This window comes from Frateuria sp. GZRR35 (assembly GCF_051900415.1).
Lineage (GTDB): Bacteria > Pseudomonadota > Gammaproteobacteria > Xanthomonadales > Rhodanobacteraceae > Frateuria_A.
In genome coordinates, this window is sequence record NZ_JBHZGL010000001.1 from 135,054 (window position 1) to 149,927 (window position 14,874).

13 protein-coding genes are annotated in these 14,874 nt (G+C 69.3%); 5 read left to right on the forward strand and 8 right to left on the reverse strand.

Annotation, left to right across the window (positions count from 1 at the left end; genetic code table 11):
• Positions 1-36: 36 nt before the first annotated feature.
• The 3 genes from ACFWZ3_RS00570 to ompR all read right to left on the reverse strand — a co-directional run bounded on the left by ACFWZ3_RS00570 (position 37) and on the right by ompR (position 4,352).
• Positions 37-2,229: an ATP-binding protein gene (locus ACFWZ3_RS00570; protein ID WP_439705845.1), complete on the reverse strand. Its 2,193-nt coding sequence runs from the start codon at positions 2,227-2,229 to the stop codon at positions 37-39.
• Positions 2,230-2,322: 93 nt separating this feature from the next.
• Entirely contained in the window at positions 2,323-3,639 is a 1,317-nt protein-coding gene (locus tag ACFWZ3_RS00575; RefSeq protein WP_439705846.1) for an ATP-binding protein, read from the reverse strand.
• On the reverse strand, positions 3,636-4,352 hold the full coding sequence (gene ompR, locus ACFWZ3_RS00580; protein WP_439705847.1) for an osmolarity response regulator transcription factor OmpR: 717 nt from the start codon (positions 4,350-4,352) through the stop codon (positions 3,636-3,638). Before ompR ends, ACFWZ3_RS00575 begins: the two co-directional genes overlap by 4 nt.
• 196 nt (positions 4,353-4,548) lie before the next feature.
• Here ompR and ACFWZ3_RS00585 point away from each other — a divergent pair, with 196 nt between their 5' ends.
• Both ACFWZ3_RS00585 and ACFWZ3_RS00590 read left to right on the forward strand, forming a co-directional pair.
• Positions 4,549-5,226 (forward strand): hypothetical protein, encoded by a 678-nt coding sequence (locus tag ACFWZ3_RS00585; protein WP_439705848.1) that lies wholly within the window; start codon positions 4,549-4,551, stop codon positions 5,224-5,226.
• Between the two features lie 18 nt (positions 5,227-5,244).
• Positions 5,245-6,198, forward strand: coding sequence for an alpha/beta hydrolase (locus ACFWZ3_RS00590; protein ID WP_439705849.1), 954 nt, complete (start codon positions 5,245-5,247; stop codon positions 6,196-6,198).
• On the opposite strand, the gene ACFWZ3_RS00595 is transcribed toward ACFWZ3_RS00590, so the two are convergent.
• Positions 6,182-6,742, reverse strand: a complete 561-nt coding sequence (locus ACFWZ3_RS00595; RefSeq protein ID WP_439705850.1) for a DUF488 domain-containing protein — start codon at positions 6,740-6,742, stop codon at positions 6,182-6,184. The genes ACFWZ3_RS00590 and ACFWZ3_RS00595 overlap by 17 nt on opposite strands.
• A gap of 149 nt (positions 6,743-6,891) precedes the next feature.
• Here ACFWZ3_RS00595 and ACFWZ3_RS00600 point away from each other — a divergent pair, with 149 nt between their 5' ends.
• Positions 6,892-7,338, forward strand: coding sequence for a PA2169 family four-helix-bundle protein (locus ACFWZ3_RS00600; protein ID WP_439705851.1), 447 nt, complete (start codon positions 6,892-6,894; stop codon positions 7,336-7,338).
• Positions 7,339-7,781: 443 nt separating this feature from the next.
• Here ACFWZ3_RS00600 and ACFWZ3_RS00605 read toward each other — a convergent pair whose 3' ends face one another.
• The 3 genes from ACFWZ3_RS00605 to ACFWZ3_RS00615 form a co-directional block, all read right to left on the reverse strand.
• Positions 7,782-8,375 carry a hypothetical protein gene (locus tag ACFWZ3_RS00605; RefSeq protein WP_439705852.1) on the reverse strand — a complete coding sequence of 198 codons (594 nt, stop codon included), beginning with the start codon at positions 8,373-8,375 and terminating at the stop codon, positions 7,782-7,784.
• Positions 8,376-8,474: 99 nt separating this feature from the next.
• Entirely contained in the window at positions 8,475-9,299 is an 825-nt protein-coding gene (queF, locus tag ACFWZ3_RS00610; protein WP_439705853.1) for an NADPH-dependent 7-cyano-7-deazaguanine reductase QueF, read from the reverse strand.
• 199 nt (positions 9,300-9,498) lie between these two features.
• Positions 9,499-10,491, reverse strand: a complete 993-nt coding sequence (locus ACFWZ3_RS00615; RefSeq protein ID WP_439705854.1) for an aldo/keto reductase — start codon at positions 10,489-10,491, stop codon at positions 9,499-9,501.
• Between the two features lie 117 nt (positions 10,492-10,608).
• On the opposite strand from ACFWZ3_RS00615, the gene ACFWZ3_RS00620 reads away from it, so the two are divergent.
• A complete protein-coding gene (locus tag ACFWZ3_RS00620) occupies positions 10,609-11,523 on the forward strand; it encodes a LysR family transcriptional regulator (protein ID WP_439705855.1) in 915 nt (304 codons plus the stop codon).
• Positions 11,524-11,586: 63 nt separating this feature from the next.
• On the opposite strand, the gene ACFWZ3_RS00625 is transcribed toward ACFWZ3_RS00620, so the two are convergent.
• Positions 11,587-12,330 (reverse strand): glutathione S-transferase family protein, encoded by a 744-nt coding sequence (locus tag ACFWZ3_RS00625; RefSeq protein WP_439705856.1) that lies wholly within the window; start codon positions 12,328-12,330, stop codon positions 11,587-11,589.
• 142 nt (positions 12,331-12,472) lie between these two features.
• On the opposite strand from ACFWZ3_RS00625, the gene ACFWZ3_RS00630 reads away from it, so the two are divergent.
• Complete coding sequence (locus ACFWZ3_RS00630; protein ID WP_439705857.1) at positions 12,473-14,797, forward strand: DPP IV N-terminal domain-containing protein; 2,325 nt, start codon at positions 12,473-12,475, stop codon at positions 14,795-14,797.
• Positions 14,798-14,874 lie beyond the last annotated feature (77 nt).

The window sequence follows — 14,874 nt, forward strand, 5'->3', positions numbered from 1 at the left end:
ATCGCGCGCAGTGCGGCATGCGCGCCGTGTCCGCCCTTAGCCCGACTGGAGCGTGGCCGCGGCATGGAGCCGGCCGGGCCCGACCTCGGCCAGCCGTTCGCGCAACATCCTGGCGGTGGCCTGCAGTTCGGCTTGCAGCGCAACCAGCGCGGTTTCGATGCCACGGTCCTGGCGTATCGCCTCGCGCAACTGGGTACACAGGCGGACGCCGTCGCTGCGCCCCATCACCAGGAACGCGTTCTGCATGCGATGCAGGCGGGCCGCGACGGCGCCGCGGTCGTGTGCACGCAGTGCGGCGAGGAGCTGGTCGTTATCGTTCTGCAGTTCGCTCTGCCAGCTCTGCAGGTAGGTGCGTCGCTGCTCGGGCGTAGCGATGCGGCAAATCAGGGCGAGCGAGCTCTCGGCGGGGCGCGGGGCGGACTCCAGCGCAGCCGATGGGGTGGGAGCGGCGCTCGCCGTGGCTGGCGCATGGCTGCCGGCCTGGCGCAGCAAGCCGAGCAGGCGCTCGATCGAGACGGGTTTGGTGAGGTAGGCGCTGGCGCCGGTGGCGAGGGCCTGCTCGATGGCTTCCGGGTCGGAGTCGGCGCTCAGCACCGCGATGGTCATGGTGTCGTGCGGGTGGCGCTGGCGGTGGCGGGCGAGCACGTCCAGGCCGGAAAGGTCGGGCATGTGCATGTCCAGCAGCACCAGTTGCGGGCGGTGCGGGCCTTCCATCGCCTGCAGGGCCTCTTCGCCGCTGCCGGCGAAAACCACGCGGTGGCCGGCGCGGCGCAGCAGGTGGCCGAGGGTGTCGCGGCTGGAGCGGTTGTCGTCGACCACCAGGCAGGTGATGGCCGGAACACGGGCGCGATGGGCGTCCAGGGCGCTGACGGTATCCAGCGGTTCGGTGATGGCCTGTTCGGGTGCGGCGCGTTCCAGTGGCATGGCGGCGGTGAAGATGCTGCCGCCGCCAGGGTTGTCGCCGACCGCTACGCGGCCACCCATCTGCTGGCAGATGCTGCGCACGATGTGCAGCCCCAGGCCGGTGCCGTCGTGGCGGCGCACCAGGCCGTCGCTGGTCTGGTAGAACGGTTCGAAGATGCGCGTCTTCATCTCGTCCGGCACGCCGGTGCCGGTGTCGATGACGGTGCACAGCAGGCGCGGCTGGATCAGACCGTTGTCGGCCAGGCGCAGTTCGATCGTGACGTCGCCGCCGGCCGCGGTGAACTTCACGGCGTTGGTGCCCAGGTTGATCAGAACCTGTGCGATGCGGCCGGAGTCGCCCAGCATGGCATCGTCCAGCCCGCGGCCCTGCACGGTGCGCAGGCGCACGCCACGCTGGTGCGCGAGCGGGCCGACCACATCGCGCACCTGGCCCAGCACGTTGGCGACCAGGAAGGGTTCGCGCGCGAAGTGCAGGCGGCCGGCGTCGATCGCCGCCACGTCGAGCACGTCGTTGACCCGCTGCAGCAGTGCGCTGGCGTTGGCGCGCAGGGCGTGCATCAGCTGGCGGTCGGACGCCTCCAGCGTGGCGGTGTCGATCAGCGAGGCGGCGTGCACCACGGTGTTGAGCGGCGTGCGCAGCTCGTGGCTCATGGTGGCGATGAAGCGGCTCTGCGCGTCACGTGAACGCAGCGCCGACTGCGAGATGGCCGAGATGGTGCCGAGCAGGCGGTAGACCGTCAGCGGCAAGCCGATCAACAGCACCAGTGCGAACGGCACGAAGGCCGGCCGGTCGAGCCAGTAATGCGGCGGCGCGGCCATGCCCAGCACCAGCACCGAGCCGGCCATGAAACCGAAGAACATGCGCCGGCCGAAGCGCGTGCCGACCATGATGGTCGCCAGCGGCAGCAGCGTGATCATCGAGATGCACAGGTTCCAGGCCAGGCTGAGCAGCACGCCGATGCCCAGCACGTTCATCGCCGCGCCGATGCCGTCGACCAGCTCGGTGGTGCGCAGCACGCGCATCCGCACCGCACCCATCCAGGCCAGGCTGAGCGCGAAGAACAGCCCGGCCCACGGGCGCAGCAGCAGGGCTTCGCCGGTCAAAACGGTTTTCGAGTGGGACGGGCCAGCCAGGTACTGCCAGTACAGGCACCACAGCAGGGTCAAGGCCAGCAGCAGGGCTCGGCGGACCGAGACGTGGTATTCGCCGTAACTGGCGACCAGCCGCGCCAGGCGGCCATCGCGCAAACGCTGGGCGATGACGCGCAGCGAGCTGGGCGGCGCTTCCGCGGTCCCGGGTTTCATAGGTGGTTCCCCCTGCTTGGCGGGCGTCGGCGAGCCGGTGCCGCTGAAGCGCATTGTACGCGCAGGCCGATGTGGCGACCCCCGGAATGTTTCCTATTGCGCCGACGCCGCGGGCGGCACCGGGGCCCGCGGAATCGGCAGGCGCAGGATGGCGACGAAGCCGCCGCCGGACCGGTTGGCCAGGCGCAACTCGCCGTCGTGCAGGCGTGCGGCGCGTGCGGCGATCGACAGGCCCAGCCCGCTGCCGACGCCGCTACGCGCCGCATCGCCACGCAGGAAAGGCTGGCCCAGTCGCGGCAGCAGTCCCGGGGCGACGCCGGGTCCGTGGTCGGTGACGCCGAGCTCGATGGCATCGGCCTGGCGGGTGAGCGTGACAGTGAAGGGCGGCGCGCCGTAGCGTTCGGCGTTGTCCATCAGGTTACCCAGGGCGCGCCGCAGCAGGGTCGGGCGAATCGGGACAGCCACTTCGGCCGGGCCTTCCAGTTGCCAGTCGTCCGGTTGCAGGCGCAGGGCGAGCAATTGGCCGGCGAGCGTGGTGAGGTCGGTCGGTTGCAAGGCTTCGTCGCGGCCCTCACGCACGAAGGCCAGGCATTGTTCGAGGGCGCGGTCGAGCTCTTCGAGATCGGCGACCATGGCGGCGCGGCGAACCGGGTCACCGGCGTCGCCCAGTTCCATCGCCAGGCGCAGGCGGGCCAGCGGCGTGCGCAGGTCGTGGGATATGCCGGCGAGCATCAGCTCGCGCTCGCGCGCGACCGCACGCAGGCGCTCGCCGGCTTCGCCGATGGCGGCAGCCAGGCGGCGTACCTCGCGCGGGCTGCCGTCGAGGCCGGCGTCGGTGGGTGTGCCCGCGAGCAGCGCCGACGCCTGCGCAGCGAGGCGCTCGAGCGGGCGGGTCAGCAGGCGCGCGGCGAGGCCGGCGGCGGCCAGCGCGATCAAGCCGGCGAGCACGCTGAGCAGCAGCGCCGAATCGAGCAGGCGGGGGCGGTAGCTCGGCGTGCGCAGCACGATCCAGCGTGCGAGGTCGCGCGCGCTGCGCACCCACAGCTGCGAGTCGGGCGTTTGCGTGGCGACCACCCGCGACGGGTCGCCCAGCAGGCTGCCGGCCGTGCGTGCCACGGCGGTGAGCGCCGGCGCGATGCGGCGCACACTCGGCGCGGGCGGCTGGGCATCGCTCACGTGCACGCCGAGCAGGCGCAGCGAGCCGAGCACCTGGCGTGCCGCCGGGTCCTGCGGGCGCGACGCCAGTTCGTCGGTGGCCAGCGCCGTGGCGAGCGCCAGGCGGCTGTAGCTGTCGCTCACCACCTGCCGCCCGAAGCGACGCTGCAAGGCGCTGGACAGCGCCAGCGCCAGCAGCAGCGCGGCGGCCACCAGCACCAGCACGAGCGCGAAGGTCGATGGCGCCCGCCTCATGCACGGCCGCCGTCGGGCACGAACACGTAGCCCTCGCCCCACACGGTCTGCAGCCAGCGCGGCTGGCGCGGATCGTCCTCCAGGCAGCGGCGCAGGCGCGACACCATCACGTCGATGCTGCGGTCGAAGGCCTCGTGGCCGCGCCCGCGTGCCAGCGCGATCAGGCGCTCGCGGCTCAAGGTCTGGAACGGGTGCGCGACCAGCGCGGCGAGCACGGCAAACTCGCCGCTGGTCAGCTTCACCGGCGCCTCGCCGTCGAGCAACTGGCGCGTGGCCGGATCGAACACGAAGCGGCCAAACGACACCGCCGCCTGCTCGGCCTGCGGCGCGCCGATCGCCTCGCGCGGGCGACGGCGCAGTACGGCGCGGATGCGTGCGACCAGCTCGCGCGGGTTGCACGGCTTGGGCAGGTAATCGTCCGCGCCCAGCTCCAGTCCCACGATGCGGTCGACGTCGTCGCCCTTGGCGGTGAGCATGATCACCGGCGTATCCACGCCCTCGGCGCGCAGGCTGCGGCAGAGTTCCAATCCATCAGCGTCGGGCAGCATCAGGTCCAGCACGATCAGGTCGACGTGGTGCGCTGCCAGCGCGCGACGCATGCCCGCGGCGTTGGCGGCGCCGAACGCGCGCAGGCCCTGCTGCTCGAGGTAGCGCTCCAGCAGGTCGCGCAGGCGCAGGTCGTCGTCGACGACCAGGATGTGGGCCGGGTCCATGGGCGCGGACTATCGCGTGGGCGCTGCCCGGGCGGCAAGCGGGCGGGGGATGGATGTGTAAACGGATGTTTCCGTAGCGGGCAGGCGCAACACTCGCTCACATCGGCGTGCGTACGCGACACACCTGCGGCGCGCGGAGCGAGGGAGGATCGCACCACGTCCAGCCCGGACGCTTCGAACCGAAAAGGAATCCGCCATGCGCCTGTCGATCGCGTCGCTCGGTCTAGCCTGTCTGCTTGTCGCCCCGCCATCCCCGGCCAGCGTGCGCCACCGTGCAGCGGCCCACCGCACGGCCGACGGTGGCGCCACGCGCGTGCACGGCACCCTGGCCAGCGGCCCGGAAGGCCGCCGCGCCTGGCACGCCGGCGGCACGGCGCGTGATGGCGAGGGCAACCTCAGCCACGCGCGCGCCAGCGGCGTGGTCGGCCCCGGTGGCCGCATCACGGGCGGCCACCGCACCACCAAGAGCAGCGACGGTACGATCACCCGCCAGGGCGGTGTCGTGGCCCAGGGGGCCGACGGGGGAACGGTGCGGAGCAGACGCAGCGTGCAGCGCAATCCGGATGGCTCGATGCAGACCGGCTACCTGGTGAACGGGCAGGGCGCGGCCGGTGGCAGCGTCAGCCAGAGCGGCACCCGTACGCGCCGCGCGGACGGCGAGCGCATGGCGAGTCGGCAGACCCGGGCCAGCGGCGCGCGCGGAAGCTACGAAGGCAGCACCACCCGCGCCGACGGTACGCTCGAGCACGCCAGCACGATCACCGGCGCCAACGGCAACCGCTACGAAGGCCAGACCAGCCTCATCCGCGGCGAAGGCCTCAGCCACACCGGCACCTGCACCAACGCGCAGGGCCAGACCTTCGACTGCAAGTGACCTAAGGGAGCGGATGCGATGAAACCGACGAAAGCCACGCTGTACACCGGCCTGCTGACCGTGTTGCTGGCCTCCCTCTGCCTGCCCGCGACGGCCGGCAACCTGCGCGAGCGCCTGGCCCAGCGCCGCGCCGCGGCCGGCCTGGATGCCGTGGACACCACGCCCGCGACCATTCCGCCCGGCGTGCGCGTGCTGCGCGACGTGCCCTATGGCGGCGATCCGGCCCAGCGGATGGACGTCTATCTGCCGGCGCAGGGCGCCACCCACGCGCCGGTGATCTTCATGGTGCACGGCGGTGGCTGGGCGCGCGGCGACAAGGCGATGCGCAGCGTGGTCCAGAACAAGATCGCTCGCTGGGTGCCGCGTGGCTTCGTGCTGATCTCGACCAACTACCGGATGCTGCCGGGCACGCGTCCGATCGAGCAGGCGCGCGACGTGGCGCGCGCGCTGGCGGTGGCGCAGGGACGCGCCGCCGGCTGGGGTGCCGATCGCGACCGCTTCGTCCTGATGGGCCACTCCGCCGGCGCGCACCTGGTCGGGTTGCTGGCAGCCGAGCCTGCGCTGGCCTACGACCGCGGCGCGTTGCCGTGGCTCGGTACCGTGTCGCTGGACAGCGCCGCGCTGAACGTCGTGGCGATCATGCAGGGCCCGCACCTGCCGCTGTACGACGCCGCGTTCGGCGACGATCCGGCGTACTGGCGTGCGGCCTCGCCGCTGCAGCAGCTGACGACCCGCGGCGTACCGTTCCTGGCGGTGTGTTCGACGCGTCGGCAGGCGTCCTGCCCGCAGGCGCGCAATTTCGCGGCGAAGGCCAACGGCCTGCACATGCGCGCGCAGGTGCTGGGCGAGGGCCTCACGCACCGCCAGATCAACGAGCAGTTGGGTACGCCTGGCGACTACACCGCGCAGGTGGAAACCTTCCTCGCCACGCTCGATCCGGTGGTGGCGCGACGACTCAACGCTCGTCGCTAGGCTCCGGCGGATAGATCAGGTGATCGCTGGCGCGCCTGGCCGCCGGCGTCATCTTCGCCGCATCGGCCCGGCCGTTGCCGTCGATGTGGCAGGCGGTGCGGCCGGCGTCGAGCAGGTAGTCGATGATGATGCGGCGGTGGCAACGCCACCACAGCACCTCGGCGCACATCAGCGTGCAGCGCTTTTGCGAGGAGAGTTCGAGCAGCTGTGCGAAACCGGTATGGAAGTCTTCGCCCATGGCGTAGTCGGCATAGCGGCGGAAGCTCGCGTTCTGCCAGAAGCCGTTGGGCGACGTCCCGGCCGGCAGGCTGCGGCCGCGCCGGCCACCGAGCGGGGTCAGGTGCAGGTAGTCGATACCCAGCGGCTTCAGCGAGGCGGCAAGTTCAGGCCCGTCGAACTGCGGGAAGCGCCGTGAGCCGGGCAGGCGCCGCACGTCGACCACGCAGTCGATCGCGTTCGCCTGCAACAGCGCGACGAACGCCTCCAGCGTGTGCGTGGAATGGCCGATGCCGAATACCGGCGGGAGCGGTTCATGGGCGCGCATGGGCCAAGCATGCACCCGCGCGTGTGGCTGCCACGCGATGGCGCGGCGCTTCACGGTGCCATCGCCGCGGGTTCTTACGATGGCCTCGCGGCGTCCCCGTCGTTCATCGACCGCCCGCACCGCCCACAACGATGACGAGAGTTGTTCCCATGCAGAACCACGACATCCGCGTACTCAATGACCTGATCGAAACCACTATCGACAGCGCCGAAGGCTATGCCGAGGCCGCCCGGGAAACGCAGAGCCCGCGTTTCAGCGTTACTTTCCGCGAGCGCGCCAGCGAACGCCGCCTGGTAGCCACGCGCCTGCAGCAGAAAGTCGAAGAGCTGGGCGGCACGCCCGAGGACGACGGCAGCGTGCTGGCCTCTGCGCACCGCATGTTCACCAACCTGCGCAAGAGCCTGCACGATGAAACCGCGGTGATCGACGAGGTCGAACGCGGCGAGGACCACATCAAGCACAAGTTCGAGGATGCACTGGAGGATGGCGACGTCAGTCCGCCCATCCATGCGCTGATCGCCGATACGTTCCGCTCGGTGCGCTCGGGGCATGACCAGATGCGCAGTTTCAAGCGAGCGGCGCATCGAACGCACTGAGGGTCCGCGTCCCTCTCCCCCGGAGAGAGGCGTGGGCGGCGGATCAGTCTTGCGGTGGTGCTTGATCGGGCTGGCGACCTGCTCCCTCTCCCCTCCGGGGAGAGGGCTGGGGTGAGGGGGCGCTCTAGCGGTGAAGCTTGATCGGGCTGGCGACCTGCTCCCTCTCCCCTCCGGGGAGAGGGCTGGGGTGAGGGGGCATTCCAGCGGTGATGCTTGATCGGAGCTTGGCTCCGATGGGGTTCCCCGCGAGCCCCGGCCCCTCACCTCAATCCTCTCCCCGGAGGGGAGAGGAAGCGAACGCAAAGAGCCATGCCTAATGCCCTCACCTCAATCCTCTCCCCGGAGGGGAGAGGAAGCGAACGCAAAGAGCCATGCCTATGCCCTCACCTCGATCCTCTCCCCGAAGGGGAGAAAGTGAACGCAAAGAGTCGTATCTGTTGGCCTCAGGCCGCCTTCACCTCGAACGTCTCGCTCGTCACCGGCTTGCCATCGATGGCGATCTCCACCTTGTACTTGCCAGCCGGCCAGTCGTTCGGGTTGCGCAGCTTGAAGGTGGTGGTGGCGGGGCCGTCGGTGGCGATGGTCTGGCTGATCGTGGTGACGTCCTGGCCCTTGCCCTCCAGGTAGCTGAAGTGCGCGCTCAGGGTGGCGCCGGTGGTCGTGCCGGTGGTCGCGACGCTGGCGTAGATGGTGTTCTGCGAGGCGTCGAAGGAGGTCATCGGCTTGGCGATCTTGTAGCCGGCGGTGACGGCCTCGCCCATCTGTACCTGGTCGACCTTGAACACCTCGGTGGCGGCTGGCGTAACGGCAGCGCTGGTGCCGGCGGCCGCGGGTGCAGCGGCCGTGCCGGCGGCGGCCGGGAGTGGCGCGGAGGTAGCCGGCGTCGGAGCGGTATGCGCCACCGCCGGCGCCGGGGCGGTGCTGGCGGCCGGTGGCGTGGTGGCCGTTTCGTTTTCGTGCTTGCCGCAGGCGGCGAGCAGCAGCAGGCCGGCCAGGGCCATGCCGTGCAGGGCGAGCGAGCGGGTCTGGATCGTCATGGCGGGTATCCCGTGGTCTTCGATGGCCGCAGGGGCGGCTTTCGAAAAAGGCTAGCGCCGCCGATCTGAAGCGCCGATTACCGGGCGCGCGCCTGTGTACTACTGGCGCGCGGCACGCAGGTTGGCCGGTTCGGCGGCCGCATCGGTACTGCGGAACGGGTTGATATCCAGCCCGCCGCGGCGGGTGTAGCGCGCGTAGACGGCCAGCCGTTCGGGCGCGCAACGCGCGATCAGGTCAACGAAGATGCGCTCCACGCATTGTTCGTGGAACTCGTTGTGCGTGCGGAAGGACACCAGGTAACGCAACAGCCCGGCGTGGTCGATCGGCGCGCCGCGGTAGGCGATCTGCACGCTGCCCCAATCCGGCTGGCCGGTGACCGGGCAGTTCGAGCGCAGCAGGTGCGAGAGCAGGGTTTCTTCCACCGGCGCGGCGTTGTGGTTGGCGCTCAGGTAACCGGCGTTGGGCGGGCCGTAGTCGTCGATCTCCAGCGGCTGGTCGTCGAGGAGCTCACCGGGGAGATCGGTGATCGCGTGGCCGCCTGCGGTCGGGGCGCTCAGCGTGACCGAGACAGGCGCACCGGCGGCGGCGGAAAGATCGCGCACCAGCGTGTCGTGCAGGGCGGTGGCGTCGATCTTCTCCTGCGAGAAGCCGTTCAGGTACAGCTTGAAGGACTTCGATTCAATGATGTTCGGCGAGCCGGCGGGCACGCGGAATTCGGCCAGCGCCACCTGCGGCTTGCCGCGGGCGTCGAGCCAGGAGAGCTCGTAGGCGTTCCAGATGTCCACGCCGCTGAAGGGCAGCGGCTCAAGGACGCCGATCTCGACGCGCTTCTGTTCGCGCGGGATCGGAAACAGCAGGGACGGGTCGTAGCGGTCGGCGTAGATGGTGGTCTTGCCGAGGGGGGAGTGTTCGGGGGTGCTCATGGCGGCAAGTGTAGCTTTTAGCTGCCTCGCCCCTGCACTTATCAGGGATGGGGGAGAGAGCTGGGGTGAGGGGGCGCGCTTGCGGGGAACCCAACTATTGCAAGCGTGCGCGACAAGCGTTTCCGCGAGCCCCGGCCCTCACCCCAACCCTCTCCCCCATCTCTGATAAGTGCAGGGGGAGAGGGCTTCAAAGCGTGCGTCAGGCGTTGACCATCTGCATCGACGGACCGGCGTAGCGGTCGCCCGCCGCCGCGTTGGGCGGGAACACCGCATCGATCGCCGCACGCTCGGTGGTGGAGAGCCTCACGTCCAGTGCGCCCAGGTTCTCGTCCAGCCGCGAGCGGCGGCGGGTGCCGGGGATGGCCAGCACGTCCTCGCCCTGCGCCAGCACCCAGGCCAGCGCCAGTTGTGCGGGCGAGCAGCCCTTGTCGGCGGCCAGCTTCTTCACCTCGTCCACCAGCGCCAGGTTGCGGGCGAAGTTCTCGCCCTGGAAACGCGGGTTGTGGCGGCGGAAGTCGTCGGCCTCGAAGTCGTCCGGCGAGCGGATCGCGCCGGTAAGGAAGCCGCGCCCCAGCGGCGAGTAGGCAACCAGGCTGACGCCGAGCCGGCGGCAGGCGGCAAGCATGCCGTTCTCCTGCGGGTCGCGCGTCCACAATGAGAACTCGCTCTGCAGCGCGGCGATCGGGTGCACCGTGCAGGCGCGCGTCAGGGTCTGGCCGGAGGCCTCGGACAGGCCCAGGTAGCGCACCTTGCCGGCCTTAACCAGTTCGGCCATGGCGCCGACGGTTTCCTCGATCGGCACGCTGGGATCGACGCGGTGCTGGTAGTAGAGGTCGATCGTCTCGACGCCGAGGCGTTTCAAGCTGCCATCGCAGGACGCGCGCACGTATTCCGGACGGCCGTTGACGCCCCGTGCCGACGGATTGGCCGGATCGCGCACGATGCCGAACTTGGTGGCGATGAAGGCCTGCTCGCGGCGGCCCTTGATCGCACGGCCGACCAGTTCCTCGTTGGTGTGCGGGCCATACATGTCGGCGGTGTCCAGCAGCGTGAGGCCGCGGTCCAGTGCGTGCTGGATGGTGGCGATCGACTCGGCGTCGTCGTGCGCGCCGTAGAAGTCGCTCATGCCCATGCAGCCGAGGCCGAGGGCGGAAACCTGGGGGCCGTTGCGGCCGAGCGTGCGCATTTCCATGGGACTACTCCTGGTGGGATGGCGAAGCTACGCCGTGGAAGGTGTGCGCATCGTGCGTTCGGACAGCGATCCGATAAATACTCAATAATCGGTAACAACTTTCCATTTGGAACAACAATGGACCGCCTGCATGCCATGCGGCTGTACACCCGCATCGTGGAGCTGGGCAGCTTCACCGCCGCAGCCGATGACCTGGACCTGCCGCGCGCCACCGTTACCCACACCATCAAGGCGCTGGAAGCGCGGCTGGGCGCGCAGTTGCTGCAACGGACCACCCGCCGCGTACGGGTCACCTGCGAGGGCAAGACCTACTACCAGCACTGCGTGCGCCTGCTGGCCGACGTGGACGAGGTGGAGACGAACTTCCGCGAGGCGGCGCTCGTGCCGCGCGGCCGGCTGCGCGTGGACCTGCCGGCGGCGCTGGGACGGCTGCTGGTGATCCCCGCTTTGCCCGAGTTCCTGGCGCGCTTTCCGCAGATCGAACTGGACGTGGGCACCGGCGACCGCTTCGTCGACTTGGTGCGCGAGGGCGTGGACTGCGCGCTGCGCGTGGGCGATCCGGGCGACACCGGCATGGTTGGCCGGCGCATCGCGACGCTGCCGCAGATCACCGTGGCGAGCGCGGACTACGTGCGCCGACACGACAAGCCGAAGACGCTGGCCGATCTCGAGGACGGGCACTATGCCGTGCATTGGGCCTCGCCGACCACGCGCCGGCCCGAGCCGCTGGAGTTCGTGGTGGGCCGGCGCCGGCGCGAGATCACGTTGCCGGGACGAATCACCGTGAACGGCGCCGATGCCTATCTGGCGTGCTGTCGTGCGGGGCTGGGGATTGCGCAGTTCTCGCATTACCGCATCGCCGACGAGCTGGCCGACGGGCGCATGTGCGAGTTGTTGCCGGAGGTCCGGCCGCCGGCATTGCCGATGACGGTGCTGTATCCACCGCAGCGGCAGATGCCGGCGCGGTTGCGGGTGTTCATCGACTGGCTGGTGGAGCGGGCGGCACTGCAGTTCGGGAGCCGGGGTGCGTAGGGTGGGCTGCAGCCCACCATCGATCCCGCGGCGGTGGGCTGAAGCCGTCCTTGCGATGGCTTCTTACATGCGCGGCAAACCGTGCCGCGGTACCGACGTGCCGAATGTCTCCGCGGTCAACGGCGCCCCGGCCGCCGCAAGCGCAGCACGCTGCTCCGAAAGCGGCTGGCGCAACATCGCGTCCTCCAGCCGGGCCAGCTTGCAGAACGGCTCCAGCGCCAGCACGCGCGCCACGAACGCCGCACTGCGCGGCCAATGCGCCGCATCGATCGCAAAGCGCACGAACGCCGCCGTCCTGAACATGCAGGCGATCGCGATGTCGGCGATCGACACCGCGCCGAAAAGGAATCCCCCGGCCGGCAACTGCGTCTCCAGGTAGTCCAGCGCGCGCGGGATGTGCCGCTCCAGCGTTTCCTGCACCACCGTCTCGTCGGTGGCCTCGCCGAACACGTAGCGGCGGATCGCCTTCTGGTAGAACAGCCGCCAGATCAGCGCGTCGGCTAGCGCGGTATCGGCGTATTCCTCCAGCCAGCGCGCCCGCGCGCGATCGGCCGGATCGGCCGGATAGAGCGACGGTTGCGGGCGAGTGTCCTCCAGGTACTGGCAGATCACCGACGAATCGTTGAACACGCGCCCGTCCTCGATCAGCACCGGGATGCGCCGCAAGGGACTCATGTGCTCGAACGCCTCGTTGCCGATGAACGGCGCGATCGGGTCGATCGCATAGGCCAGGCCTTTGAGTTCCATGCACACCAGCACCTTGCGCACGTAGGGCGAGACATAGTTGCCGATCACGGTGAGGGCCATTGGCGCACTCCGGGGAAGGGAAGCGCGAGCGTGCCGTTGCGTCGTCCGCACCGTCAACGCCCCCCACTAATGGCATGGGTCCCATGACTTTAGGCAGGGTAGGATCGATCCGGTTCGCAAGTCCTGAAAAAGGGGAAACACGATGGCATCGATGATTGGCAGCTCGCGCCTGGCGGGCGCGCTGGCACTGGCCCTGGCGGCCACCGGCGCAATGGCGCAGGGCCACACGCTGACCAGGGACGACTATGCACGCGCGGAGCGCTTTCTGGGCAACAACACCGCACCGCTGGTCGACCACGCGATCGGACGCGTGACCTGGCTGGATGACGGCCATTTCTGGTACGTCGACCACGATGCCAAGGGCGATCACTACCGCGTGATGGACGCGGCCACGGGCAAGGTCTCCGACGCGTTCGACCAGCCGCGGCTCGCCGCTGCGCTGGGCAAGGCGCTGGCCAAGCCGGTGAAGGCCGACAAACTCGGCATCCGCGAGTACGTGGTGGCCGCCGACGGCCGTCTGGACATCCAGCTCAATGGCAAGCACTACCTGTGCGACCTCAAGCCCGCACAAGGCGAATGCGTGGTCAAGAAGGCCGGCAAGGAGCCGGGCGTGCTCTCGCCCGACAAGAAGAACGAGGCCTTCATCCGCGACTGGAACCTGTGGTTGCGCGACGTCGCCAGCGGCAAGGAGACCCAGCTCACCACCGACGGCGTGAAGAACTTCGGCTACGCCACCGACAACGCCGGCTGGAAGCACACCGACAACGCCATCCTGGTGTGGTCGCCCGACTCGAAGCAGATCGCCACCTTCCAGCAGGACGAGCGCAAGACCGGCGACATGTATCTGCTCAAGACGCAGGTTGGTCATTCCGAACTCGACCAGTGGAAGGGTCCGCTGGCCGGCGACAAGAACGTGACCATGATCGAGCGCGTCGTGATCGACGTGCCCTCGAAGAAGGTCGTGCGCCTGAAGATGGCGCCGGACCAGCACCGCTCGACCCTGTGCGACGACATCAGTTGCGGCCCCGAGGGCGGCTGGGATGACGTGAAGTGGTCGAGCGACGGCAAGTCGGTGGCCTTCGTCTCCACCTCGCGCTACCACAAGGACGAATGGTTCCGCATCGCCGATCCGAAGACCGGCGAGGTGCGCACCGTGTTCGAAGAGCACGTGCCGACCTACTACGAGAGCGGCAATGGCCAGGTCAATTGGTTCTACCTGCCCGAAAGCCACGAGGCGATCTGGTTCTCCGAGCGCAACGACTGGGGCAACCTGTACCTGTACGACCTTCAGACCGGCAAGCTCAAGCACGCCATCACTACCGGCGAGGGCAACGTCACCGAGGTGCTCAAGGTCGATCCGAAGACGCGTACCGTGTGGTTCCGCGGCGTCGGCCGCACGAACGGCGTGAATCCCTACTACCAGCAGTTCTTCAAGGTCAGCCTGGACGGTGGCAAGCCGGTGCTGCTGACGCCCGAGGCGGCCAACCACGAGATCACGCTCTCGCCGGACGGCCACGCCTTTGTCGACAGCTACTCCACGCCGACCGACGCGCCAGTGACCGTGCTGCGCGACAGCGGCGACGGCCACACGCTCGCCACCGTCGCCAAGGCCGACATCAGCCGCCTGCGCGCGGCCGGCTGGGTGGCGCCGACGCCGATCACGGTGAAGGCGCGCGATGGCAAGACCGATCTCTACGGCATGCTGTTCAAGCCGACGAACTTCGACCCGCACAAGAAGTACCCGGTCATCGACTATATCTATCCCGGTCCGCAGACCGGTTCGGTGCGCGGGCGCAACTTCCTGTCCGCGCGCGGTGACAACCAGGCGCTGGCGGAGCTGGGCTTCATCGTGGTGGCGCTCGACGGCATGGGCACGCCGTGGCGCTCGAAGTCTTTCCACGACACCTGGTACGGCAACATGGGCGACAACACGCTGCCCGACCAGGTCGCCGGCATCAAGGAACTGGCCAAGCGCTACAGCTGGATCGACCTCGATCGCGTCGGCATCTGGGGCCACTCCGGCGGCGGCAACGCCACGGCGGATGCGATGTTCCGCTACCCGGACTTCTTCAAGGTCGGCTGGTCCGAGAGCGGCAACCACGACAACCGCAACTACGAGGACGACTGGGCCGAGAAGTACCAGGGCCCGCTGGTGGTGAACAAGGACGGCACCACCAACTACGACGACCAGGCCAACCAGAACCACGCGGACAAGCTCAAGGGCAAGTTGATGCTGGTCCACGGCACGCTGGACGACAACGTGCCGCCGTCCAACACGCTGCTGGTCGCCGATGCGCTGATCAAGGCGAACAAGGACTTCGACCTGCTGCTGATCCCCAACGTGCACCACGGCTACGGCAAGGAGAAGGGCTCATACGCCATGCGCCGGCGCTGGGACTACTTCGTGACCAACCTCGCCGGCAACACGCCGCCGAAGGACTACGCGATCACGGTGCCGAAGGACTGAGGCTCGATGGGCGCGACCAGGCATTCTGGTCGCGCCTCTGGCGGAAGCCTTGTAGGAGCGCATCCTGTGCGCTAACG